Source organism: Synechococcus sp. UW179B, assembly GCF_900474245.1.
GTDB lineage: Bacteria > Cyanobacteriota > Cyanobacteriia > PCC-6307 > Cyanobiaceae > Synechococcus_C.
The window spans coordinates 113601-134923 of record NZ_UCNZ01000009.1; the positions used below are offsets into that span (position 1 = coordinate 113601).

Below are 21323 nucleotides of genomic sequence, written 5' to 3' on the forward strand. Positions count from 1 at the left end.
GGTTAGCGCTGAGTGGTTGGAGCCAAGAGGTCGTCTAGAAGGCCTTCGCAGGCATCTTCGAGTAGATCGAGCACATGTTCGAAGCCCTGCTCACCTCCGTAATAGGGATCTGGAACCTCGAGCGTGTCTGCCCGACGCGCATGGCTGAGCATGAGGCGAATCTGGGCTGTACTTCTGGGGCCGAATTCTTTGGCCATGCTGGTCACATTGCGCAGGTTGTCCCGATCCATGGTGAGAACGTGATCAAAACTCTCTAAGTCGCCGCGTTCGAGTTGGCGGGCACGACTAGGCAGATGAATCCCTCGCCGCATGGCGGCTGCTTGCATGCGCTGATCGGCTGGATTGCCTACATGCCACCCACCGGTGCCAGCGGAATCAACAAGAAACTGGTCCGTGAGCTCTCTCTGCTCGATGAGGTGAAGAAACACACCTTCAGCGGCGGGTGAACGGCAGATATTGCCGAGACAGACAAATAGCAACTTTGTTGTCATGAGGCCTTCAGGCGTTGCAGTGCCAACTTTGCCCTGAGACGCACCACGCCCACCTCTTCAGACTCCCCCGAAAGGGTGTTCAGCGTGCTCCTGGCTTGATCACGAATGCTCCCAAGAAGCCTGCAATGGAGGAGGCAAAACTCCAACCCGTAGGCCACGGCGTAGCGCACGACCCACTCTCCATCCTCCCCTGCGTCAATCAGGGCCTGAAGACAACGCTCTGTTCTGTCTGGCGAATGGATCGAAGCTCCACTGATGGCGGCCAAACCTTTGGCCGCGGCGCGACGCACGCTCGGGGCGATGTCCTGTTGGAGCGCCTGAATCAGCACATCGGTGCCGCGAGGATCCTTCAGTTCGGCCAAGGCGCGAATCGCCCATGCCCTAGCGCCGTAATCATGGGCATTGAGATTGCGAAGCAGGATCGGCACCACATCAGGGCCAAGGGCAATCAGTCCTCCCATCGCCACCGCTCCCACCGCTGGGTTGTTGAAGCTGAGCACTTCGATCAGTTTTGGCGCTGCCTTGAGATCCTTCAGGGTCGATAGCGATCGGGTGGCTTGGATCAGATCTGGAGTTGTGCGGGCACGATCGAGCTCTCGAATCGCGCTGCTTAGAAGGTCGGAGTGCGTCACAACAGTGAATCCATGGCGTCCAAAACCTTGGAATCGCCAGATTGTTCCGCCAATCCACGTAAGGCAACCAATTTGAGGCTGTTCTCAGCGGCGGTGGCTTGAATGGCTGGAAGGGAGGGGAGCCATCCTGTGGCCCCGAGATCGAGCAGCGCTCCACGGCGAACGAGCGGTGTTGGATCGTTGAGCAGTTGTTCCAACTGTTGGGCCCATTGCCCGTCTTGGGTGAGCTGCAGCATCGCTCGACACGCTGCACTACGAATCAAAGCTCGAGCGTGGTTGCAAAAGGGACGAATCACATTCAGCACGTCGGCTCCGTTGCTGCCAATCGATCCAAGCGCTTCAAGAATGGCTTCACAGGGCTCTTGCAACAGAGCTGAGTTCGGACGTTCTTGGCCAGCGATGGTTGGCCCGCTGGCGAGAAGGGAGCAAAGCGCTTCTACGGCGTTGGGGGCTTTCATCGAACCCAAGCTGCGTGCGGCTGCTTCTCGGATGCCGTAGTCATTGGATTGAAGGAGGCCTGAAAGGATGTCGGACGTCGAGGTCTCTTGGAGCCAACCAAGAGAGCGAATGGCATTGAGTGCAACTCCGCGACGATCTTGATCGTCTGGATGCTCCTGAAACGTTTGCAGGGTTTTCAGGAGCAGGGGCACCGTCTGGGGATGTCGACTGCGCATCCTTCCGAGCCACCATGCGGCGTAGTACTGGTCGGACAGATCTGATTCTTGCTGCAAATTGCTGATGACTTGTTCTTCACTGAGGGGAGGGTGGTCGGCAGCGTCTGCAGCTGGAGTGTTGATTATGTCCATTGCGCAGGGATTTCCTCGCCCCATGTTTTGGTGCGTAAAAACCGAAACTCGCCCGCGATGGATCCCCAGCAGCGTTCATGGGTGACCGGGTCATGCCCTCGGTCGAGTGTTTCTAAAGCATCACCTTTGAGATGAAAGGTGCTGACTAAAACCGTGTCTTTCCCATCTCGTCGCACGATGCATTGGCATCCCGGTTCCATTTCACCGCGGTAGCCGCCATCAACCTCTGTGACTTGGTAATGGCATTGATCCATGGAGATCAGATCCTTGTCTTGAATTTGTCCTCGACAATCTGGATCAAACGTCGCTTCTGCAAAGCGATCCGGGTCCAGGAAGGTGTGGTTCCAGAGCTTGATCACTCCTGGGGATCGTTCTTCTGCTCTGATGACCCTTAAGCGGTAGGGATGGCTGGGATCAACGGCATAGGTCTGCTCCAGCAAAATCGATCCAGGTTGTAAGTGGAGGAGAGGTGTGTAGCGCAGAAAGATGTGAGCAAAAAAAGGCGGATTTTCGAATGCCTGCTCTTGGTTGCTGTATTCACCACAAATCTGCTGAACAAAACGGCGTACGGATGGCGTCATGTTCCGCTTGTAGGAGTTGCTTGACAATAAAAAAGAGCCCCTGGATGGGGGCCCCTTTTGACCAAAAACTCTTGGATTGATCTAGATCAGATCAGAGCGTTAATGGCGTAGTCGATGTAGCTGTTGGCTTCAGTGCCGGCATTGCCAGACAGACCGTGGTTGGCCTTGATGTACTTAAGGGCTTCCACATACCAGGATGGAGAAAGCTCAAAGGTGCGGTTGATCTCATCGAGACCAGCGATCAGGTAATCGTCCATGGGGCCTGTGCCACCAGCCACCAGGCAGTAGGTGATCATGCGCAAGTAGTAACCGATATCACGGGCACACTTGGCTTTGCCTTCACTGGTGGTGGAGTAGTTCGAACCCTGCATCTGAGTGGTGTAGGGGAACTTGGTGTAAACGGCTTGAGCGGCACCGTTCACCAAGGAGTCAGCCTTGGCGGTGAGACCTTTGGCAGCCTCGAGGCTGGCTTTGGCGCGATTGAAACGACCAGAAGCAGCCTGAACTTCAGTGTTGCTGAGGAAGCGGCCTTGTGAATCGGCTGCTGCTACAGCTTCGGTGAGGGGAGTTTTCATTGTTGAAAAGGGATTGAATCGTCGAGTCGGCTATGCCTGATCAGGCCACTGCAGCAGCAGCGCGGTCGAAATAGGTGCCGATTTCGCTGGAGAGGGAAGAGCAATCACCTGAGGAGATGCCGGCTTTGTCGTTGACGATTGCCAGGGCAGCTTCTTTCATCAAGTTGACGCCAGCTGCAACGGAGGCGCCTGGTGTGCCCAAAGCCAAGTAGGTCTCGCGCAGACCGTTCAGGCAACGATCATCAAGGACAGAAGCGTCACCTGTGAATGCTGAGTAGGTGACGTAGCGCAGGATGATCTCCATGTCGCGAAGGCAAGCAGCCATGCGACGACTGGTGTAAGCATTGCCACCAGGAGCGATCAATGCAGGCTGCTGAGCAAACAGCTGGCGAGCAGCGTTGGCAACGATTGTGGAAGCGTTGCTGGAGAGACGACTCACAGAGTCGAGTCGCTTGTCGCTGTCGGAAACCATTGCCGACAGGGCATCGATTTCGCTGGAACTGATGAACTGGCCCCGGGCATCGGCCTGGGCGACAACCTTAGTGAAGGCGTCGAACATGGGAGAACTCCTTGGAACTGTCTGGAGGGGAAAAAGTCTTCAGACCTGGATGAGGACGGCACGGAAGCTGTGCCCATCCCGTCGGAACCGATTCTGACTAAAGAGGCTTGTCGCCCCCGACAGCTGTTCATAATGTTTAACTCCCCAGGTGGCAGAGGCCATCTGACCAGGGCGTTTTCTCCCCCTACTCCAGGTCGAATAGAACGCCATGAATGAAGTTTTCGGTCCACTCGGGCCCGTGGAAGCGTCCAAGCATTCCGCGGGCGGGATCTTTCTCGGACCTGTAGGCGGTGTACTTCCGCTGTCCGCTTAAGAGATTTTGTTCTCGGTCTGAGCTCACGGATGTCGCTTCTTTGACCAGATCCAAATAGAGATGGAGATAGTCGAGATAGGCCGGCATCACAGCCTTTTCAATCAGCGCATCCCCTTCATCTCCAAGCGGTAACCGCGTCCAAAGGAAGCAGGGCGAGAAAAAGGGCTGAGCTTCTTCAGGGATGGGGCCTCCATCGGGAAGCTCTCGTCTCCAGCGCTCAAAAAGCGGCGTCAGCCTTGACCAGACGTGCTCGGTATGGGTCGCGTCCGATTTAAGGGCTGGTTGAAGATCAAGAGCGATGAGGTGTCCGTTTGGCAGCGTGACGAGATCGGCGCCGAAAAAAGGCAGGTCATAGCTGGTTCTGGGATTCATCACCAGGTTGAGAACGGAAGCGGCTGAACCGGCTTCCACGCATGCGGCTCTGACCTGTCGAAGCTTTTCTGTGCTGCATCCCCAGGTTTCGGTGGTGGCACTGAACGGCCTTGTCTTGGAGCCACCGGTGTTGTGCTTATGCAGGTAGGTCTGCTCAATCGGGTATGCCGTCGGCTGCATTGGCAGCAATTGAGCGATGGCCTGATCGAGAAACGGTGCCCAGCGCCATCCTTCTAATTGAATGGGGTCGAGGCTGGATTGGCGTGAGTCGCTCATAACGCAGCAGGGAAGAGAAAGGTGTGCAGGAATTTGTCAGACCAGGCTTTCCCGAAATGACTGGTAAACAAACCGTGAGCAGGATCCCGTTCGGCGCTGTAAACGTCATAGGCAATTTGAAGTCTGTCGACTTCGTCTGGCGGTAGCTGCGAGGGAACGGATTTGGCCGTGTCATGCAGCTCCCAGAAACATTTCATGAACTCATCAAAGGCCTGTGGGAGTGATTCGTGGGCTTGCTCAGCTCCCCCTCTGCAAAACAACAGCCACGGAGAGAAATATTGATGGGGGTCAAAGGAACGCATCGTTTCTTCCCCATTCAGTTCAGGGAAGCGTTCATGGAGCGCTTTCAGGCCTGAGAAGTGGCGTTTCAGGTACCCCTCGTCCTGAATCAAGGGTTGGAAATCAAGAACCGCTACCAACTTTTGACGCGCGCCAAACCAAAGCAGATCGATTCCCAGAATTGGATGATCGAGGTCATGGGATGGATAAGCCACGGAGTTGAGGACCTGCAGACTCTCTCCGGCATCGAGACGGGTGACACGCCAACGCCGGAAGCCCGGAACGTCCCATAACCAGCTGCGAATCGTGCTGGCGTTGCGCTCAGATCGCTGTAATTCGAATTCAGGAGAGATGGTTTGGGTCTGGCCTCCCCTCGCTTTGATGTCTTGATGCAGAGTTTCGAGAAAGGGGTCGAACATTTCAGATCTCTCGTTCTGCGGTGTGCCTGGCAAGGGCCAGAATGTCAGCGTCGCTAGGGCAACGACGCTCTGTGCAGTAAGTCGTCATGGTGACGCCGTCGAGGTTTTGTACGGAACTCACGCGCATGCGCAGCTGGTCGGTCACAAACCAGCAACGTTCAATGCCAACGCTGGTGTCGTACCGGGTGGTGATCGTTAGCACTCCATCTTCAGCAAAGCAGTAAGAGCTCAGAACAGCTTGTTTTTCGACGTATCCCTTGTCTCGAACGAGGAACCCTTTTGCTGAATCTTCAGGGTTCACGACATTCACAAGAGCCGCTGCACGATCCTCACTCCGATCGCTCAGTTTGAGATTGCTTTCCCACCAGAAACGCGCACCTCCGCAGCCTCGGGAGGGGTCCACACCCAGAGCTGCGCAAATGGCGGCCACACTGTTGTCATTAGGGCCGAAGGGCTCAACGATCAGGTTGGAATCTCCATCTTCATCATCTTGATGGTCTTGGTGATGGACCACGCGACGGATCATCCAGATACCGGCGCTGGCCTCAAGGAACGCCGTCATCGTCATGGGTGATTCGAACCCTGGAGTTTGAAGAGATACTCCTGCAGAACCCATGACCTCTAATGATGAGTCGCTCACTGTCATAGGGGCATTCGAGTGGAAGGTAGGGATGTACCCATTAATTGGAGGCGTTCACGGATCGAACTTGCTCTTCGAGCTGATGGAGGATCAGGGTGAGACGTTGAAGCTCTGGATGCTCGGCAACGGAGGCGTCGATGCGTTTTTGCGGCAATTTGAGCTTTTGCCCCATGCCAATGACGTCTTTGCGCAGCCGTTCCATGTAGGCCGTTAGCTCTTCTATCGACTCCTGAAGTTCACTCAAAGATGATTCAGCCATCGTCTTTCAAGGGTTTTAAAGAGACTAATAGAGGGGTTTGCTACGGAATACGCCAGCCAGTCGGGGCTCAAATCTGAAGCAAATATTAAATACGGGTCTTGGTTTCGATGGTTGGGCCGTATTTCAGGCTCGTCTCGGTGATTTAACCCTTTCCAGGGCCGGGACTCTCAGCCGATATGCCTGTAACGATGACGAACCTTTGCGTGATCTGCACAAAATACAAAGCCCTCCACTTGAGACCCTTAAGTTTATTGAGCTTTCGATCACGAAACGGATACGTCAGGACTTTCTTGACCCCTTATCAAGTCTTAGGCCAAAGCTCCCTTAGTCCGGCTCCCTATGCTCGACGCATTCTCCCGCTCAGTTTTGAGCGCTGACGCCAAAACCGCTCCTGTTGGTTCTGGCGACATCGCTGCTCTCCGCTCGTACGTTGCCGCAGGCAACAAGCGACTGGACGCTGTGAACGCAATTACTTCTAACGCTTCCTGCATCGTTTCCGATGCAGTGACAGGCATGATTTGTGAGAACACAGGTCTGATCCAGGCCGGTGGTAACTGCTATCCCACCCGTCGCATGGCTGCTTGCCTGCGTGATGGTGAGATTGTTCTCCGTTATATCTCCTACGCATTGCTCGCAGGTGACGCATCTGTTCTTGACGATCGTTGCCTGAATGGTCTGAAAGAGACCTACATCGCTCTTGGTGTGCCTGCACAGTCAGCAGGCCGCGCTGTTGCCATCATGAAGGCTTCAGCGACTGCGCACATCGGCGAGACAAATACCCCAGCACTGGGTGGAACCAAGTTCCGCAAGATGGAAACCATTCAGGGTGACTGCTCTGCTTTGGTTGCTGAGGCTGCCTCTTACTTCGATCGCGTGATCAGCGCCATCAGCTGAAGTCATAAGGCTCTTTTATTTTCACGTAAACCTCTCCTCTAAAGGATCTCAACGATGAAATCCGTCGTCACGACCGTTGTGACTGCTGCTGATGCAGCAGGTCGCTTCCCTTCACAAAACGACCTCGAAGCCGTTCAAGGCAACATCCAACGTGCTGCTGCCCGTCTTGAAGCTGCTGAAAAGCTTGCTTCTGGTCTCGATGCAGTCACCAAAGAAGCTGGTGACGCTTGCTTCAACAAGTATCCCTACCTCAAGCAGCCCGGTGAGGCTGGTGAGAACCAGACCAAGGTGGACAAGTGCTACCGCGATCTGGGCCATTACATGCGCCTGATCAACTACTGCCTGATTGTTGGTGGTACAGGCCCTCTCGATGAGTGGGGCATCGCTGGTGCTCGCGAGGTTTATCGCGGCTTAGGCCTGCCAACTTCTGCTTACGTGGAAGCTCTCACCTACACCCGTGACCGCGCTTGTGCACCTCGTGACATGAGCCCCCAAGCTCTGAACGAGTTCAAGTCCTACCTTGATTACACCATCAATGCTCTTTCCTGAAGACGTTGATTTAGGTCCTTAAACGGAACGAAAGGAGGCCAATTGGCCTCCCTTTTTTTATGCCACTTCCCAAGTTAGCGATGAAGTGGATTGGTTTTCTAGTAGATTTATAGGGACGATTTGATGGGTTTCAATCGTCCTTCATTGCTTTGATTTCATGGCTTCTTCGAATGACCAGCGTCGTGAATTGGATGATCTCTTCGCTGATCTAGCCCATCCCAATCCGAGGATTCAGCAAGAGGCTTATACAGCAATGGTTGATGATTGGCCGGAAGAATCTGTTCCGCGCTTGTTGTCTTTGCTCGATCAACCAGATGTTTCGTTGCGTCGTGCTGCTGTTCGGGGCTTAGGTGCTTTTGGTGTGAGCACTCTTCAGCCATTAGCTGACTTGTTTGCTCAGAGCGCCGATTCAACCGTGCGTGCCAGTTGTGTGAAAGCCTATGCGCAGATTGCTTCGAACTATCCAGAGCAAGATTTCAGCCTACAGGCGATGTCGCTTTTAGAAGTTGCCCTCGATGATGCGTCGCCCGTTGTCTCTCAGTCTGCCGTGATGGCATTGGGACAAGTTGGCAAGCAAGCATTGCCTCTTTTGATTCGCATTTGTAAGGGTGGCAATATTGCTCATATTCAGTCTGCAGCAATGGCTCTCGCAGAAATTCCAGACCCTACGGCGGAGCAGTGCTTAAGAGATATCTTGGCTGATCCTGAAACAGACCCACTTTCGCGTGAGACAGTAGATGCTTCTTTAAGTCGGATGATTGGCCAAAGGTAATGCCAGGGGAAGATGATCGCTGAGGTTTTGAAATTGATTAATCATTTTCTTCGCGAGATAGTTGATTGATTGCAAGGTTGAAAATGGTAATCACGCTGCTGTCTTGTTCATGCTCAAGTTCTGTGCGAAGTCTAGAGATCACCTGCGGATCCCTAAGTTTCATGAGTGAAAGTGCTGCATTCTTTCGTACTTGAGCATCTTGATCGCGCAACATTGGTAGTAGGAGTGGGGCTCCCCAGTTGGTGTCATGAAGTTTCCCTAGCAATGTGGTCGCTTCGGCTCGAACCTCTTCTTCTGGATCATTCAGTGCATTTTGGAGAAGTTCGCGGGCGTCAAGATCGTCAAGCTGTTGGATCTGATCCCCCAGTGCTGCAATGGCGGCTGTTCTGACTTGTGCATGTTCTGAACAGGCTGCTTTGCGCAGGGCTTCTGGTGCTTTTGCTCCCACAAAAGACAACCCCCAACTCGCTAGTCCAATTTGCATTTGACTGCTTTTAGGGTTGATGAGCACATCAAGAAGGCCATCAACGGACGCTGCACCAATGCATGCCATGGCACCAACTGCAGACCCTTGGACGACAGGATCTGGATCCTCCAAGAGAGCTTCAAGGAGATCGGGCAGTGCTTTCACGTCATTAATTAACGTTAGCGTTTTGGCAGCAGCTCGACGAACGGTGACGTTCTCGTGCCGGCGCATCGCAATGCAAAGTGAGGGCACGGCAGCGCTGCCGACCGCACCCAAACTTTCCGCAAAAGTAAGTCGTAATAAGCCACGTTTATCACCTAATCCAGCCACCATTTTTTCAATGGCATCACTGTCGCCTGCAGGTATTTCTCCTTGGCGCAACTGTTGCTTAAGTCCTTCGGCAAGCTGCGCTGCTTCTTCTCCACTCAGTTGGATTTGATCAGAGCTATTGGGCTGAGCTGAAGGGTGTGACACTGGAGGCTGAACGCGATAGTTCATTATCGACCTCGTTCGATCGCTATGGTCATGAAAGCAACGAGATTTGTGTGACTAGCTACGTTCTCTCTCATAATCTTCAAGTCCAAGATTCTTCTGTTCCTGCCCTTGGCTTCGAGGAGCTTGCGATTGCTTTAAAGAATGAAGACGCCTCCTTCACCTCGGTAGAGGCGCTGACACATCCTCATTGGAAGTTAAAAATCGAATCTTCTCTCGATCCTGAGACGTTTGGAAAACGTCTCAGCTCGTCTTGGCGTGCTGTTCGAAAAAGCATGGGTCATGGTACGAACCATGCTGTGATGGCTTTGGGCGGCCGCAAAGACAGCCCCGGCAATCCCGGTGCCCCCCTTCAGGAAGGAGGCTGGGGGGTTGATGTTGTTGAGACCAACGACTCTGATGCGTTTTTAATCGCAATCAATTGGAGTGGGTTGATCTCGGGGCGCCCTGCGGATGGGGTGATTCAGGTGATTGATCAGCAGGGTTGATCAGTCGCTTGTTCTTTAGTTTCGGCGCTTACGACCAGATCGCTTGGACGAGTTATTGCTGGAAGTCTCAGCCTTGTCCGCTTTTGTAGAAGCTGCCTTCTTTTGGGACGTCTCTCCTCCGAGGCCTGATCCTGCGGATGCGCCGAAGCCCATGTCGATTGATTCGATTAACAGGCCTTTGCTATGCATTGCCTGGATTGTCCTTGCAAGATGCTGGAGCGGAACTCTGATCACCTGTTGAGAGGAAAGACGAGAGCCCTGCTCAATCGTGGTTTTCACTAAGACGGAAGAAGACTGTGTAGGGCCCATGTGTGCGAATTGAAACTTTCACTAGCCTCTCGCAGGTTTTTCCTTTTGCGAGAGTTGCTTAATTTTCGTTAGAGATTCATTTTGGCCCTCGCATGTCTCAGCATCCTTCAGACTTAGTGGATTAAGACCCAAAGGTGGCGACAGCGATGAGTGGTGCTTTCGACAATATCCATCCTGGACTGACGCAGCCTGACGCAATCCGAATGCTGTTGACGCCAATCGATCAGTTGGAGTCGCAGAGCGACCCTTACATGGCGGCTGCGCATCTGCTCAATTTTCCTGGTCAATCCACGGAGCAGGCATTGTTGGCTCTTGTTGACGATCAGGACCAGTCTCAGCCGAGGCGTCTGGCGCGTCGTAAGGCTGTGGAAGTTTTAGGCCGCTTGAAATGTCAGGACGCCATCCCTGCAATCGGTCGTTGTTTGAATAGTGATGATCCCTATCTTGTTGAGAATTCAGCATGGGCTCTCGCTCAACTTGATTGCCAAGTTGATGCATTACACGAAACCATGATTTCGTTGGTGTCCCGTTCTGATCAAAATCAACGTGTCCTAATCCAGAGTTTGGCGAGTCTTCAAGTGGCCTCTGCTGCTGGGGTGATCGAGCCATTGCAGGACAGTGAAACTCCCGGAGTTCGTGGTGCCGCCATCAGTGCTTGCATCAAGTTGGGCGCCTCCTGTGATCGTCTCGATGTGCTCCAACAGCATTTTTTGCTGCCAAATCAGATGGATCGGCAGTCTGGAATTCAGGATGCGATTGATTGTGGTGCTAGAGATTTACTCCCTGCTATTTTGCAGGCCCCAGTATCTCCCGTGTTCAGAATGCGGGCGCTTCGTGCGCTTTGGCCAGAAGGGGATTTGATCTTTGGTGAATTATCGCTGGTTTCAGTTGTGGATGCTCTGCTTAATGATCATCCTAGTGATTTGGAATTGGTCCATGAATATGATCAAGCTCCTGCAAATGAATTTCTGATTCAAGAATTTTTTGGAACGGATTTTAGTCGTTGTTATTTGGCCCTCCAAACTCTCTGTGATCGATCAGCTGTTGAAATATGGCCGCTGCTTCATCAGCGTTGGACTGAGGAAGCTCATAATGATTATGGTGCACACTATTTTTTTATAAAGCTGTTTGGAAGTCGTTGTGACTGGCCTAAGGAGGCGTTGCCAATTATTGAACAGATCTTAAAAGAAGCAATCTTATCTCAACGTCCGCAATTCATGAAATCAAAGGCTGCTGCAGTCTTGTCAATGTATCGATTGGGAATTGGTTTTGAACAAGAAAGGCTCATTCAACTCTTGTCTTCTGATTCGATGCCTTTTTGGGAGGTGAGATATGCTGTTTTGATGCTTTTGTCTGATTCGAAATTCGATTTGGACCGGGACCGTTGCCTTGAATGCTCAGCCGTTGATCCCCATCCTTTTGTTGCTGCTCGAGCTAAGGCGATGACGAGTGATTCTATTTAGCAGTGGTGATTGCTTCCCTTTTAAACATAAAAAAGGGGCGAAATGATTCGCCCCAAATCGTTATGGATGAAAAACTCGGCTGAGAATCAGGCGAGTGAATTGATCACATAGTCAAGTGCACCGTTGTACTCGGTGAGAGCCTGGGGGCTCAGGTCACGAGGGGCACAACCGTCGTTACGCATGTGGGTGAAACCAGCAACGTAGGTGCCGGGGTCGATGCTGAGGGCCTTGTAAACCTCGCGCTGACCATTGATAGCCAGTTCGTCGAGAGGGCCTGTGCCGCCGACAACCAAGGAGTAGTTGATGAGACGGAGGTAGTGCACGAAATCGCGCTTGCACTTCTCTTTGCCTTCAGTCGCGCACTGGCGAGGCTGGCGGCCGGTGGCGCCGTTGGGGTACTGGGTGTACACAGCGTCAACAGCACGCTGAGCAATCGCATCGTAGTTCTGAGCGATTTTTTCAGCAGCCTCGAGACGGGCAGCAGCGCGTTGCAGGGAACCCTGTACAGCTTCCAGGTCAGAGCTGGTAGGGAAGCGAGATCCGCTGTCAGCGGATCCGATGGCGGTGGTCAGGACAGACTTCATTGATTTTAGAGATGTGTTTGGTTGAAAATCTCAGATGAGCTTCAGCTGATGGCGCTGATCACCATGTCGAAGTAGGAGCCAGCTTCAGCAGACAGAGCGTTGCAATCACCCTGAGCCACAGGCATCTTGCGCTTTTCGCCAGTGCTGTTGTTGGTGTTGGTGATGTGGGCACAGGCAGAAGCCTTCATGATGGCCACAGCACGTGAAGCGGATCCTGAAGGAACGCCCAATGCGGCATAGGTCTCGCGCAGACCATTCAGGCAACGGTCCTGAAGCACGGAGGCATCGCCGGCCAGCAGTGCATAGGAGACGTAGCGCATGATGATTTCAGCATCACGCAGGCATGCAGCCATTTTGCGGTTGGTGTACACACCACCGTTAGGAGCTGTCAGACCTGTGTTTTCGCAGCAGATGCCTGCGACGGAGTCGGACACAACGCAGGAAGCGTTACTAGTAATGGCGTTCACAGCGTCGAGACGCTTGTTGCCTTCAGAGATGAATGAGCGAAGCGCGGAGAGCTGATCGCCACCAATGAAGCTGCCGCTGGAATCGGCGGAAACAGCTTGCCTGGAGAATGCGTCGAGCATAATAAAATGCTTACAAGAGGGGGACTTAGATGCGATGCATCACCCCGGAACCGTAACTTCATCTGCCAGCTAGAAATCATTCCTCTCTGGCTTCTCAATACAAGTTTGCACTTTAAATATAAAGAAACTATGAAGCCTCAGCCCATTTTCTCCAAGACCTGAGTACACGACCATCTCAAGGGCTCCCAGGGATGGGTCTCTGCAATCTCTTTGAGAAGAGGTTTTTGGTCATCGAGTTGAAGACGAAGGCAACTCCATGCGGCCGCAATTCTTGATTTTGAGTACTGAGGACCGGTTTCTTGCAGGGCTCGTCTCACCAGGTTGCTGCGTTCCTGCAGCTCGAGTAGGCCAACGCAGCTGGCCAGGAGATAGTGCACTCCATAGTCGCTTCCCTGGTTCTCCTCAAGGTCGTCGATGAGAGCCAGGCGTTCCGTCGCTGGCATCTCGCACAAGGCTTTGGCGGCTTCGTACTGACGCGCCTCGTCGCGGTGTTGAAGTCCAGCCCGTATCGCTTCTGCTTCTGAGGGGATCGGAGAGGGGTTGGCGAGAGCAAGCGTGCGCGGATCATCCCTCAGGAGCGTTTCAAGCAAGGCGTCTGCATGGGTTTTGTTGATGTCTTCTCTGTTGCCTTCGCTTTGGGCCTTGGTAATGAGGAAGGCGCTTTTGGCCCGTAGCGGCATCGAAACAGGACAGCGGGTGAGCGCTTCTAGGGCCGCCAAGTGTTGAGCATCGCCTAAATCAATGACTGCCGCTCTGCGTCGTCCTGGATTGGTGTCTTGCAATTGACTCAGCAATGGCCCCAAGCTTTCGTCTCGATTGGTTAGCCGTAGGGCATGGGCATGGGCCGCTCCTGCGACTAATGGATTTAAATCTCCGCGCAGTTCCGCAATCACATCGTTGCTATCTGGAAGGTTCAGACGCGTAAAGGCCTGAATAACGGCCCGCTTTTGGTTGTCAGGACCGTTCAGTGCAGTCAGTAATTGCTGCTGCTGGGTTTCGGTGAGTGATGCGCCAATGCGTGCAATGGAATCAACAGCGTTAACGACCGTTGGTTCATCTTGATCAGTCAGAGCCTCAATCAAGACAGGGAGAGCCGTCTTTTGTTTTCGTCTGCCCAGAGCTTCAAGAGCTTTTCGTCGGGTGATTCGTTCATAGAGGTCATCGCTTTCCTTTGATGCAACCTCAATCAATCGGTCAAGAGACTGTTGCGATGTGCAGGCTCCTAGGCGTGAGGCAGCTAAGTACTTAACACCGGGATTATCGAGTTGGCTTGGATCAGTAATAATGAGATTGAGAGCATTCTCCTCACTCATTCCCGAAAATAATGTGTCAAAGCGCTCACTCATTGCCTACAGGGAAGAATGGGATTTTGATGCCGGCACTTGTCTTAATGCCCGACGAGGCCAGAGCCTTTGGCTCGGGTTGATCCTTTTCTCTATAGTAGTGGTCTGCCTCATTGGTGAATGAATGTGACGTCCGCATCTTCTGCATTGAGCGAGATCAACCGCTTTGTCAAAGCATTTGATTTGGATGATGCTCTGAATACTATTTCCAGTATCGAGGATCTCAAAAAACTTCTCGTGGATTTTGATAGCCCGCTTTCCGGATCGTTAATCCCCCTTGAGCAGGCAACGCGGACTCCAAAGATTCTTGTTGACTCTGGTACAACTCAGCTGGGAATCCCATGGAGAACGCTTCAGTGTCCTGGTGGCCCTATTGTTCTACAAATGATTTGCGAAAAAGCTAATTTTGCCCTTTGGATTGAGGAGTGCTGAGTATGTCATCGTCTGAACTTGATCGGTTTGTCCAAGCTGTCGTTGATGATCACGGCATTGCGACTGGAATTAAGCCTCTTGCTACCCATTATGATCTCGTCGCTTATGCAAACATCAGGGGCTTCTCAATCACATTGGTTGAATGGGGAAGGCATCTTGCGATGGATTGGCTTAAATCTGCCGATGCAGAATTGGAATTGCTTCAGCTTGCCGACCCTGCCCATTGGAGTTGGGCTTTTAGGCAACTGTCAAGTTGGCGTCCTTTGTTAATGGAAGGCACCCTTTCTGAGGGGTTGTTGGGAACGGCCAATTTTGCCTCCATCTCTGAATCCGATGATCAAAATGGGCTTAAGGGAACGGATGCTGTTGCTCAGCAAGAGAAGCCCCTCACGGATGCTGAGCGAGATGCGGCCCTGGAATCTTTTATTGAAATGCTTAAAGGTAGGCCTGATTTAAAAGATCAAGTGAAGTTTGCACGGGATCAGGATGCAGTGATTGAACTTGCGAACGCACAAGGCTTTCCGGTGGATTCGTTGACATTATTACGTCGTTGGAACAAGGTATCTGACTTCTCCAAGCCGACTTGGTTTGGTTGGTTTGACGAGTAATTTATTTAGCTGATTTCTGCATAACGAGTTTGCGATGTTCCGCGCTTTGCCCAATAGGTCACAATGGCTTCTCCCCCTGGGCGGGGGACTGGAGCATTGGCTCGAAGGATTTTGAATGTTCGGTTTGGTCCCATTGGCCAATTGCCTGCAGCTGAAACAGAACGAATTCTGCCACCAAGTAATTCAATACAACGCTCAAACTTTTCGAGTTGACTTTGATCAACAGTCTCGAAAATAAAATCTGTTCCAACACAAATCAAGTGTTGCGACCGGATCCAAGCTTTTAATTGTTTTTCCGCATCTAGCGCGGACATTCAAACCACATGCTTGCTTGATCAACCATCTTATCGAAGCCAGTCGAGGTTTAGAGAGTCGCCAAGGGATGTCACTCGTTTGAATTTTAAGGGTCCGTGTTCGGAGCCCCATTTTTGCGCATGGGTTTCTGGATCAAAACCGCGATCACGGCTAACCCAAGTTGTGCTGTCTACATCAACCTCGCTGATCAGATAGGTCCATTGCCCATCGCGCGGGACCAAACACTTGTGGCCTGGCTCTACTTCTCCCCGATAGCATCCAGTTTCGACTTCATGAAAATGCATATCGCATCCACAACGTGGTGTGAGGGACTCCACTTTGAGGCTTCGGAGTAACTCTGGACGCTGTCCTGAGCCGGCAAGCCTTAGTGCATCAGCAAATCCAAAATTTTCAACAACAAAGATGTCTTGAATTTGCTGGAGTCGATGAATCCCCTGTCGATAGGGACTCCAGGGATCATGATCGTAGCTTTGTTCCGAGTAGAAGCCAGGTCCTTTTAAGGTTTCCCATGGTAGGGGCCTGAAATAGATATTAATGTGAGCGAAGTCTTTTGGGTTGTCCTGAGATTGCTCAAAATTGCTGTAATGTCCAGCCAATGTTTTGGCAAATCTCAATAATGCTTCTTTAGAGCTCATCGATTATTGATGTAGTTACTGAATGTTTAAGCGTCTTACTTCTGATGCAAATGAAGTTTGTAGGATTCCCGAGCCTGCGGATGTGCGAAGGACGGAGGACCGACAGCGTACGTTTTCTGATACAAACCAAATCCTTTCTTCTGCAATGGATTGCTCATATTGAGTCTTGAGCAGAAAGGTGCCATCTTCGAGGAATTTATAATCGGAAACTGCGAATTCAGATTCTGCGTAGCCTACGCTTCTGATGATTTTCCCTTCGGTCTCGTTGATGGCGAGGGGAACGAGGAGGCAAGACCCAGATGTGACATCGCTTGGATCGTCAGGTTCCCAATCACTTTCTGCTTTCCATTCCATTTGAAATGGGCAGGTTGCGGTTGCCTTGGAATCTAAGTTTGATGATTCGATTAGTTCTTGAATACTGCTAGAAGAGGGATCAACACTTTTGATCTCTACTTCACTTAGCACGTCTTCAAATTGTTGGAAGGCTAGAGAGTGCCCAGAGCGCATCGAGCGCCATTTGCCTTCGCTTTGATGGACGAAAGTCTCAATATTCATTCAGGTGTGCATCAATCGTTGCCGAGGTGGCAGACGGATGAGGTTGATTGATATGCACCATATTCACCATGGAGTCAATCATCATTGACATGGCCATAGGAACGCCAGAAACAGAATCATGAAAACTCTCGTTTTGCCCTGATGTTTTCCTGTTGGAAGTGTTTCTAAAGATTGGCATGTCGTTTGGAGTGATTGAAGGTGCTAACGGCTTTGGCTGGGAAAACGCCAGATTGGGCCCTGTGAACGACCAGGGTCCAATCATGACCGATTCGATCTGCTCAATGAGCAAATCTCTCTAAGGGTTAAGCATTCGCAATAGAGATGATGCGACCGCGCTGGGCTTGGATGCTTCTGATCGTTGTGGACAGGGAGTTGTAGCTGACAACTGATCTTTGGGCTGAACGACGCGCCGTTCCGAGCTGCACACGTGACGTCCAAATGATCGTGTAGCGACCACCACCGCCAACGGCCTTCCGAGCACCAGCGGCTGTTGGATTGGTGTTCGAAGCAATGCTGCTCAGCAAAATTGATGTTTTGCTTCCATCAAAGCCTGCATAGCCAGGGTCAATGGCGATGTTGCGTAGGTAAGCAACGGTGGTTTCGCCAACCACTGATTTGGCTGTTCTGGCATAGGGAACCGTGTCGATCCCAAAATTCTTGAGATACTCGTCGCTGTAGGTGTAGCTAGCGATCTCAGCTTCAAATCCCTCTGTGGCAAGTCTGTTGACGTGCTCGCTGATCTCAGCCTGATTGCGCGGAGGACGTCCCATCAGGTGCTTGAAGTTCAGTTCGACAAAGCGATAAGGATTGTTGGGCTCGAGCGTGTAACGCCGATAGGTCTCGGATTGAGCCAAGGAAGTGATCAGCCCCTGAACGGTGAGATCACCGTTCATGAACAGCGAATCGATGGAAGGACAAACATCCAGCTCCATCAGATAACGGTTGCCGAACACCTGGCGATAAGCGGCTTTGAGAACAACGGAGGCTTGTTCGGTGTCTTGGTTTGCGGCGCAGGTGAGGGTCAGAGGGGCAGTCATTGTTGGGGGGAGGGAAAAAAGAAGGCTTCATCACAGACGGGGGTCGGATGAAGCCATGTGCGTCGAAGAAGTTGGAAGGGATGGGTGAATCCCTCCTTAGGTCACATCACCTCGGTGATGGAGACGATCCGACCTCCGCGGCGGTGGATGTACTTCATCTGGCTGGTCATGTCCTTGCCAGACACCAAGTAGCTGGCATTGGGAGTCCTTTGGCGCCCACCTGCGGGTTGTGCTTGCACAACGATGCGGAACCGTCTCTTGGTGGGATCAGGGGAGCCAGCAATCGCGCTATTGCGGTTGCTGCGGACGGTTGTTGTGCGCCATCCACTGGGCACCGTCTTGGTGGCGACTGAGGTGACAAGGGACGAGCTGTTCGCTACGGAGTCGCTTGCTGCATAGCCTTCAGAGAGAGACAGATGGCGGTTGAAGGCCAGCTGGGAGCGTCCTTGCTCAGAGAGGATGCGCATGTAAGGAACGGTGTCCTCCCCAAACGTGCTCTGGTATTCGGCGCTGTCGATGTAGCTATTGATTTCTGCTTCGTATCCTTCGTTTGCAAGGATTTGGATGTGCTCGCTCACCTCTGCTTGTGAGATGGGCGCACGTCCCAAAATGTGCTTGAAGTTCAGTTCAACGAAGCGGTAGGGAGCATTCGTTTCAAAGAAACGACGAACATATTCGGAAGACAAACAGATCCCACGAACCAACTCACGGGTGCTGTAGTAGCCCTCGGTGAACTTGCTTTCAGCAGCCAAGGCCCTCTCTGACTCCATCAAATGGGGATTGCCCATGACCTGGCGGTAGGCAGAACGGATCAATGCGTTGATTTGGTCCGCAGTGTCACCAGGGCAGCGTTGGAACACTTCCTGTTCCCGCTGACCAAGACCGAAGCCCACGTATGCATCGCCACGGGCTGGCATCGAGTCGCCGCCATCGCTGGACTTGCGCACCTTGGAGGTGAATTTGACATTGGTTCCAGAGCCGCTGCTCTTGCCTCCACGGGAAGAGGAGACGGAGCTGGGAAGCTGAATGTATGGAACGGCACCACGTGCGAGTGTGTTGCTCAGCTGACTGCGGGCGCCAACGGCACTGTCGCTGATGGCAAAGCCGCGCTCAAGAGCAGCGATATTGACAAAGCTGCTTGTGGGGATACCCGCCGCAGACGTGAATGAACGGGTGTAGGGAACAACGTCGTTGCCGAACACTTCAGCGTATTCAGCTGAATCAACGATGAAATCAATCACCGCATCGTGACCAGCGCTTGCTAGCAAGGTGATGTGCGCTGACATCTCTCCTTGAGAAAGAGGAGGACGACCAAGCAAATGCTTGATGTTCAGCTCAACTCCGCGCATGGGTGCAACGCCTTGGAAGAAACGCGCGCGATAAAACTCAGTTTTTGCGAGTGCCCGCACGAATTCGCGAACATTCCGTTCGCCATTGCAGAACTGAGACTCCAATTCTCTCGAGCGCTCATGTTCCATCACATGGGCATTGCCATAAACCTGGCGGTAGGCGGCATTGATCGCAGCTTCGAGCCCAGCTGCGTCATCGACGGCATAACGCTGCATCGTTCCGCCATGGGGACAATCTTCGTGATTGCGAGGGCCAATCGCAATTTTCATTGAGGCGCAGGATTGGCGCAGAAACTCAGCGTTGCTCAGGGCTGGCTTGTTTGCTGCATTGCGATTCCTGCTGAATGAGACAGGGTTCGAATTGAGGGAGCTGGCTCCGAAACCTTGAGAGGCACTCATGGGGGGTTGAGGGAGAGGGAAGGGAGAGGTGGTCGCTCAGGGCGACTGGGAAGGGCAGATTGGCGTTGCATGCAAACGCCAATCCAGGATTCGGGTTAGTTCGAGGGGGTGATGCTGGCGATCTTTCCGCCTTCGGCATGAATGCGTTTGAACTGCTCAGAGAGCTTGTCAAAGGGCACGTAATACACGCGATTTGAGCGGGTGTATCGAGAGATGCGGCGCACGTTGTTGGCGCTGTAGCCAGTGACTTCGACCCGATAGGTCTTGCCTTCGTCGCCAGCACCAACGCCGAGACGTGTTGGCGCATCTTGGAGATTCTTGGAAGGTCGGAAACTCCAGCCCTGGGTCTCGATGGAGGACGGCGGTACCACCGCGAGAGGACGGTTCTGATAAGCAGCACCACCCAACTTGCTGGTGATTCCTGAGAGGTCGCCTTTCAAGCTGCTGCTGCTGTTGCCACGCAGAAGCTGGAAGCTCCATGTGAACTCCTGCATGGTGGCGCAGCTTTCGGTCTTCCATCCCCGCTGATAGGGAACAGTCCATTCACCAAAGGTGTTTTGGTAATCGTCTGAGTCGAGGAAGCTGTCGATATCGGCGCTAAAACCCTTGCTATCCAGGCGTTCGGCGTGAGTGCGCATCTCCTGGAAATCCACAGGAGCACGACCAAGAAGATGGCGAAAGGCCAGTTCGATATAGCGATAACGAGGACAGGCATCAAAAAAGCGAGAGCTGTAAAGCTCGCTCTTGGCAACGACGCGAACAAACTCGCGAACACTGATTTCGCCAAGTTTGAACTGGGATTCGGCTACGAGCTGACGCTCGCTGTCCATCACGTAGGCATTGCCGAGTACCTGCTTGTACACGGCTGTGATGATTTGCTCCTTCTTGGCATCTTCATCGCCTGGAATCAGTTCAAGGGGAGCTTCGCTCTCTGCGGAGAAGCGCTCAACGCCGAGTAACGAAGCGGGACCGAAAGGCATAGAGCTCTCTGGGTGTTCGCTCTATATGTTCTGGCAACCCTTTTGTCAGCAGGGCGATTCTTTATAAAGCTCAATCAATTGTGTTGGAGTGTTGCGTGACATGACCATTTTGGCTTTGCTTCGGCGGCTGGCCTGATAAGTGGTAGCCGCCGAAACTGTCGCGAAAGCTAGTTCAGGACAGTAATTCAAGCGCTTCACGCGTGTTTTTACGCGTCATTGGGTTCCAGCAGTCCAGCTCGAGATAAGGACGAGCCCGCAAGGCTCCCAATTGCTCTGCTAAGCCAATGCACAAAGAAAAGTCGGCGCCTTTGATCGACTCCACGCCCTCAAGTCCGGCATCCGTCAGGTCCGCTCCTCGAAAGTCTGCGTAGTCGAGTTGACAGCCACCGAAACGTGCCCCTCGGCAGCGGGCTCCCCGCAGCACGGCATGACGAAGGTCGGCTCCTACGAGGCGAACATCATCAAGCAGGGTTCCGCTGAGATCGGCACCACTCAGGTAGGTGCCCATCAAAGAGGCGCCGCGTAAATCCATGCCCCGTAAATCTGTTCCGTTCAGGAACGCTCCATTGAGCTTGGCTCCAGGTCCAACCGCTCCTGAGCTGCGCACTTCAAACCCTTCAGGCCAGATCGTGGCTCTGTCGTAGCGGGCTAAACGCAAATCAGTGCCTTCGAGGTTGCAGCCAGATAGGTCGCAACCGCGCAAATCAACGCGGCAGAGAGCAGCTCCGCTGAAATCAGTGGTTCCCAACGATTGCCCTCGCCAGTTCGCTCCTCTGGCATCGGTCGTCCCTGAGGAAAACGCCTCAGGGAGCATTTGTTCTGGGGGTAGCCAAGAAGAGAGCTCAAGCTCAGCGGTCACGGCGA

The 21323-nt window shown here is 52.8% G+C and carries 29 protein-coding genes; 7 read left to right on the forward strand and 22 right to left on the reverse strand.

The window, feature by feature from the left end; translation table 11 throughout:
- Positions 1-2 precede the first annotated feature (2 nt).
- The 10 genes from DXY38_RS05210 to DXY38_RS05255 all read right to left on the reverse strand — a co-directional run bounded on the left by DXY38_RS05210 (position 3) and on the right by DXY38_RS05255 (position 6202).
- A complete protein-coding gene (locus DXY38_RS05210) occupies positions 3-491 on the reverse strand; it encodes a low molecular weight protein-tyrosine-phosphatase (RefSeq protein ID WP_115070733.1) in 489 nt (162 codons plus the stop codon).
- Positions 488-1123 (reverse strand): HEAT repeat domain-containing protein, encoded by a 636-nt coding sequence (locus DXY38_RS05215; RefSeq protein WP_115070734.1) that lies wholly within the window; start codon positions 1121-1123, stop codon positions 488-490. The genes DXY38_RS05210 and DXY38_RS05215 overlap by 4 nt, the downstream gene beginning before the upstream one ends.
- Positions 1120-1929, reverse strand: coding sequence for a HEAT repeat domain-containing protein (locus tag DXY38_RS05220; protein WP_115070735.1), 810 nt, complete (start codon positions 1927-1929; stop codon positions 1120-1122). The genes DXY38_RS05215 and DXY38_RS05220 overlap by 4 nt, the downstream gene beginning before the upstream one ends.
- Entirely contained in the window at positions 1920-2510 is a 591-nt protein-coding gene (locus DXY38_RS05225; protein WP_006854874.1) for a chromophore lyase CpcT/CpeT, read from the reverse strand. The genes DXY38_RS05220 and DXY38_RS05225 overlap by 10 nt, the downstream gene beginning before the upstream one ends.
- Positions 2511-2596: 86 nt before the next feature.
- The gene (gene cpcA, locus DXY38_RS05230) at positions 2597-3085 is read right to left on the reverse strand and encodes a phycocyanin subunit alpha (RefSeq protein WP_115070736.1); all 489 of its coding nucleotides are present in this window, start codon (positions 3083-3085) and stop codon (positions 2597-2599) included.
- Positions 3086-3125: 40 nt separating this feature from the next.
- Positions 3126-3644 (reverse strand): phycocyanin subunit beta, encoded by a 519-nt coding sequence (locus tag DXY38_RS05235; protein WP_006854876.1) that lies wholly within the window; start codon positions 3642-3644, stop codon positions 3126-3128.
- Positions 3645-3828: 184 nt separating this feature from the next.
- Positions 3829-4605, reverse strand: coding sequence for a phycoerythrobilin:ferredoxin oxidoreductase (locus DXY38_RS05240; RefSeq protein ID WP_115070737.1), 777 nt, complete (start codon positions 4603-4605; stop codon positions 3829-3831).
- Positions 4602-5303, reverse strand: coding sequence for a 15,16-dihydrobiliverdin:ferredoxin oxidoreductase (locus DXY38_RS05245; RefSeq protein ID WP_115070738.1), 702 nt, complete (start codon positions 5301-5303; stop codon positions 4602-4604). Before DXY38_RS05245 ends, DXY38_RS05240 begins: the two co-directional genes overlap by 4 nt.
- A gap of 1 nt (position 5304) precedes the next feature.
- Complete coding sequence (locus tag DXY38_RS05250) at positions 5305-5919, reverse strand: phycobiliprotein lyase (RefSeq protein ID WP_115070739.1); 615 nt, start codon at positions 5917-5919, stop codon at positions 5305-5307.
- A 64-nt stretch (positions 5920-5983) separates the two neighbouring features.
- Positions 5984-6202, reverse strand: coding sequence for a hypothetical protein (locus tag DXY38_RS05255; RefSeq protein ID WP_115070740.1), 219 nt, complete (start codon positions 6200-6202; stop codon positions 5984-5986).
- Positions 6203-6541: 339 nt separating this feature from the next.
- On the opposite strand from DXY38_RS05255, the gene cpeB reads away from it, so the two are divergent.
- The 3 genes from cpeB to DXY38_RS05270 all read left to right on the forward strand — a co-directional run bounded on the left by cpeB (position 6542) and on the right by DXY38_RS05270 (position 8417).
- Positions 6542-7096, forward strand: coding sequence for a class 1 C-phycoerythrin subunit beta (cpeB, locus tag DXY38_RS05260; RefSeq protein ID WP_115070741.1), 555 nt, complete (start codon positions 6542-6544; stop codon positions 7094-7096).
- Between the two features lie 54 nt (positions 7097-7150).
- A complete protein-coding gene (gene cpeA / locus DXY38_RS05265) occupies positions 7151-7645 on the forward strand; it encodes a class 1 C-phycoerythrin subunit alpha (protein WP_006854882.1) in 495 nt (164 codons plus the stop codon).
- 157 nt (positions 7646-7802) lie between these two features.
- Positions 7803-8417 (forward strand): HEAT repeat domain-containing protein, encoded by a 615-nt coding sequence (locus DXY38_RS05270; protein ID WP_115070742.1) that lies wholly within the window; start codon positions 7803-7805, stop codon positions 8415-8417.
- Positions 8418-8454: 37 nt separating this feature from the next.
- Here the strand turns inward: DXY38_RS05270 and DXY38_RS05275 are convergent, their stop codons facing one another.
- Positions 8455-9381, reverse strand: coding sequence for a HEAT repeat domain-containing protein (locus tag DXY38_RS05275; RefSeq protein ID WP_115070743.1), 927 nt, complete (start codon positions 9379-9381; stop codon positions 8455-8457).
- A 47-nt stretch (positions 9382-9428) separates the two neighbouring features.
- Here DXY38_RS05275 and DXY38_RS05280 point away from each other — a divergent pair, with 47 nt between their 5' ends.
- On the forward strand, positions 9429-9863 hold the full coding sequence (locus DXY38_RS05280; protein WP_006854885.1) for a DUF2656 family protein: 435 nt from the start codon (positions 9429-9431) through the stop codon (positions 9861-9863).
- Positions 9864-10318: 455 nt separating this feature from the next.
- Positions 10319-11635 carry a HEAT repeat domain-containing protein gene (locus DXY38_RS05290; RefSeq protein WP_115070787.1) on the forward strand — a complete coding sequence of 439 codons (1317 nt, stop codon included), beginning with the start codon at positions 10319-10321 and terminating at the stop codon, positions 11633-11635.
- Between the two features lie 86 nt (positions 11636-11721).
- Here the strand turns inward: DXY38_RS05290 and mpeA are convergent, their stop codons facing one another.
- From mpeA to DXY38_RS05305, 3 genes are all read right to left on the reverse strand, one after another.
- A complete protein-coding gene (gene mpeA / locus DXY38_RS05295; protein WP_006854887.1) occupies positions 11722-12219 on the reverse strand; it encodes a class 2 C-phycoerythrin subunit alpha in 498 nt (165 codons plus the stop codon).
- Positions 12220-12260: 41 nt separating this feature from the next.
- Positions 12261-12806: a bleomycin hydrolase gene (locus DXY38_RS05300; RefSeq protein ID WP_115070745.1), complete on the reverse strand. Its 546-nt coding sequence runs from the start codon at positions 12804-12806 to the stop codon at positions 12261-12263.
- Positions 12807-12943: 137 nt separating this feature from the next.
- Entirely contained in the window at positions 12944-14119 is a 1176-nt protein-coding gene (locus tag DXY38_RS05305) for a HEAT repeat domain-containing protein (protein ID WP_371410990.1), read from the reverse strand.
- Between the two features lie 150 nt (positions 14120-14269).
- Here DXY38_RS05305 and DXY38_RS05310 point away from each other — a divergent pair, with 150 nt between their 5' ends.
- Both DXY38_RS05310 and DXY38_RS05315 read left to right on the forward strand, forming a co-directional pair.
- Positions 14270-14581: a hypothetical protein gene (locus tag DXY38_RS05310; RefSeq protein WP_115070747.1), complete on the forward strand. Its 312-nt coding sequence runs from the start codon at positions 14270-14272 to the stop codon at positions 14579-14581.
- A gap of 2 nt (positions 14582-14583) precedes the next feature.
- Entirely contained in the window at positions 14584-15189 is a 606-nt protein-coding gene (locus DXY38_RS05315; RefSeq protein WP_115070748.1) for a Nif11-like leader peptide family natural product precursor, read from the forward strand.
- A 5-nt stretch (positions 15190-15194) separates the two neighbouring features.
- Here DXY38_RS05315 and DXY38_RS05320 read toward each other — a convergent pair whose 3' ends face one another.
- The 8 genes from DXY38_RS05320 to DXY38_RS05350 all read right to left on the reverse strand — a co-directional run bounded on the left by DXY38_RS05320 (position 15195) and on the right by DXY38_RS05350 (position 21318).
- A complete protein-coding gene (locus tag DXY38_RS05320; RefSeq protein WP_006854892.1) occupies positions 15195-15503 on the reverse strand; it encodes a hypothetical protein in 309 nt (102 codons plus the stop codon).
- Between the two features lie 30 nt (positions 15504-15533).
- On the reverse strand, positions 15534-16139 hold the full coding sequence (locus tag DXY38_RS05325; RefSeq protein WP_115070749.1) for a chromophore lyase CpcT/CpeT: 606 nt from the start codon (positions 16137-16139) through the stop codon (positions 15534-15536).
- Between the two features lie 15 nt (positions 16140-16154).
- Complete coding sequence (locus DXY38_RS05330) at positions 16155-16694, reverse strand: phycobiliprotein lyase (RefSeq protein ID WP_115070750.1); 540 nt, start codon at positions 16692-16694, stop codon at positions 16155-16157.
- Positions 16684-16956, reverse strand: a complete 273-nt coding sequence (locus DXY38_RS13460) for a hypothetical protein (RefSeq protein ID WP_136988032.1) — start codon at positions 16954-16956, stop codon at positions 16684-16686. The genes DXY38_RS05330 and DXY38_RS13460 overlap by 11 nt, the downstream gene beginning before the upstream one ends.
- Positions 16957-16996: 40 nt before the next feature.
- On the reverse strand, positions 16997-17731 hold the full coding sequence (locus tag DXY38_RS05335; RefSeq protein ID WP_115070751.1) for a phycobilisome rod-core linker polypeptide: 735 nt from the start codon (positions 17729-17731) through the stop codon (positions 16997-16999).
- Between the two features lie 101 nt (positions 17732-17832).
- Complete coding sequence (locus DXY38_RS05340) at positions 17833-19479, reverse strand: phycobilisome rod-core linker polypeptide (protein ID WP_115070752.1); 1647 nt, start codon at positions 19477-19479, stop codon at positions 17833-17835.
- A gap of 95 nt (positions 19480-19574) precedes the next feature.
- The gene (locus DXY38_RS05345; protein WP_006854897.1) at positions 19575-20459 is read right to left on the reverse strand and encodes a phycobilisome linker polypeptide; all 885 of its coding nucleotides are present in this window, start codon (positions 20457-20459) and stop codon (positions 19575-19577) included.
- A gap of 172 nt (positions 20460-20631) precedes the next feature.
- Positions 20632-21318, reverse strand: a complete 687-nt coding sequence (locus DXY38_RS05350; RefSeq protein ID WP_115070753.1) for a pentapeptide repeat-containing protein — start codon at positions 21316-21318, stop codon at positions 20632-20634.
- Positions 21319-21323: the final 5 nt, after the last annotated feature.

Excerpts from the sequence above, each read along its gene's own strand:
- DXY38_RS05210 (WP_115070733.1), bottom strand. The coding sequence starts at position 491 with ATGACAACAAAGTTGCTATTTGTCTGTCTCGGCAATATCTGCCGTTCA.
- DXY38_RS05220 (WP_115070735.1), bottom strand. The coding sequence starts at position 1,929 with ATGGACATAATCAACACTCCAGCTGCAGACGCTGCCGACCACCCTCCC.
- DXY38_RS05225 (WP_006854874.1), bottom strand. The coding sequence starts at position 2,510 with ATGACGCCATCCGTACGCCGTTTTGTTCAGCAGATTTGTGGTGAATAC.
- cpcA (WP_115070736.1), bottom strand. The coding sequence starts at position 3,085 with ATGAAAACTCCCCTCACCGAAGCTGTAGCAGCAGCCGATTCACAAGGC.
- DXY38_RS05235 (WP_006854876.1), bottom strand. The coding sequence starts at position 3,644 with ATGTTCGACGCCTTCACTAAGGTTGTCGCCCAGGCCGATGCCCGGGGC.
- DXY38_RS05240 (WP_115070737.1), bottom strand. The coding sequence starts at position 4,605 with ATGAGCGACTCACGCCAATCCAGCCTCGACCCCATTCAATTAGAAGGA.
- DXY38_RS05245 (WP_115070738.1), bottom strand. The coding sequence starts at position 5,303 with ATGTTCGACCCCTTTCTCGAAACTCTGCATCAAGACATCAAAGCGAGG.
- DXY38_RS05250 (WP_115070739.1), bottom strand. The coding sequence starts at position 5,919 with ATGGGTTCTGCAGGAGTATCTCTTCAAACTCCAGGGTTCGAATCACCC.
- DXY38_RS05255 (WP_115070740.1), bottom strand. The coding sequence starts at position 6,202 with ATGGCTGAATCATCTTTGAGTGAACTTCAGGAGTCGATAGAAGAGCTA.
- cpeB (WP_115070741.1), top strand. The coding sequence starts at position 6,542 with ATGCTCGACGCATTCTCCCGCTCAGTTTTGAGCGCTGACGCCAAAACC.
- cpeA (WP_006854882.1), top strand. The coding sequence starts at position 7,151 with ATGAAATCCGTCGTCACGACCGTTGTGACTGCTGCTGATGCAGCAGGT.
- DXY38_RS05270 (WP_115070742.1), top strand. The coding sequence starts at position 7,803 with ATGGCTTCTTCGAATGACCAGCGTCGTGAATTGGATGATCTCTTCGCT.
- DXY38_RS05275 (WP_115070743.1), bottom strand. The coding sequence starts at position 9,381 with ATGAACTATCGCGTTCAGCCTCCAGTGTCACACCCTTCAGCTCAGCCC.
- DXY38_RS05290 (WP_115070787.1), top strand. The coding sequence starts at position 10,319 with ATGAGTGGTGCTTTCGACAATATCCATCCTGGACTGACGCAGCCTGAC.
- mpeA (WP_006854887.1), bottom strand. The coding sequence starts at position 12,219 with ATGAAGTCTGTCCTGACCACCGCCATCGGATCCGCTGACAGCGGATCT.
- DXY38_RS05300 (WP_115070745.1), bottom strand. The coding sequence starts at position 12,806 with ATGCTCGACGCATTCTCCAGGCAAGCTGTTTCCGCCGATTCCAGCGGC.
- DXY38_RS05305 (WP_371410990.1), bottom strand. The coding sequence starts at position 14,119 with ATGAGTGAGGAGAATGCTCTCAATCTCATTATTACTGATCCAAGCCAA.
- DXY38_RS05310 (WP_115070747.1), top strand. The coding sequence starts at position 14,270 with ATGAATGTGACGTCCGCATCTTCTGCATTGAGCGAGATCAACCGCTTT.
- DXY38_RS05315 (WP_115070748.1), top strand. The coding sequence starts at position 14,584 with ATGTCATCGTCTGAACTTGATCGGTTTGTCCAAGCTGTCGTTGATGAT.
- DXY38_RS05320 (WP_006854892.1), bottom strand. The coding sequence starts at position 15,503 with ATGTCCGCGCTAGATGCGGAAAAACAATTAAAAGCTTGGATCCGGTCG.
- DXY38_RS05325 (WP_115070749.1), bottom strand. The coding sequence starts at position 16,139 with ATGAGCTCTAAAGAAGCATTATTGAGATTTGCCAAAACATTGGCTGGA.
- DXY38_RS05330 (WP_115070750.1), bottom strand. The coding sequence starts at position 16,694 with ATGAATATTGAGACTTTCGTCCATCAAAGCGAAGGCAAATGGCGCTCG.
- DXY38_RS13460 (WP_136988032.1), bottom strand. The coding sequence starts at position 16,956 with ATGATTGGACCCTGGTCGTTCACAGGGCCCAATCTGGCGTTTTCCCAG.
- DXY38_RS05335 (WP_115070751.1), bottom strand. The coding sequence starts at position 17,731 with ATGACTGCCCCTCTGACCCTCACCTGCGCCGCAAACCAAGACACCGAA.
- DXY38_RS05340 (WP_115070752.1), bottom strand. The coding sequence starts at position 19,479 with ATGAGTGCCTCTCAAGGTTTCGGAGCCAGCTCCCTCAATTCGAACCCT.
- DXY38_RS05345 (WP_006854897.1), bottom strand. The coding sequence starts at position 20,459 with ATGCCTTTCGGTCCCGCTTCGTTACTCGGCGTTGAGCGCTTCTCCGCA.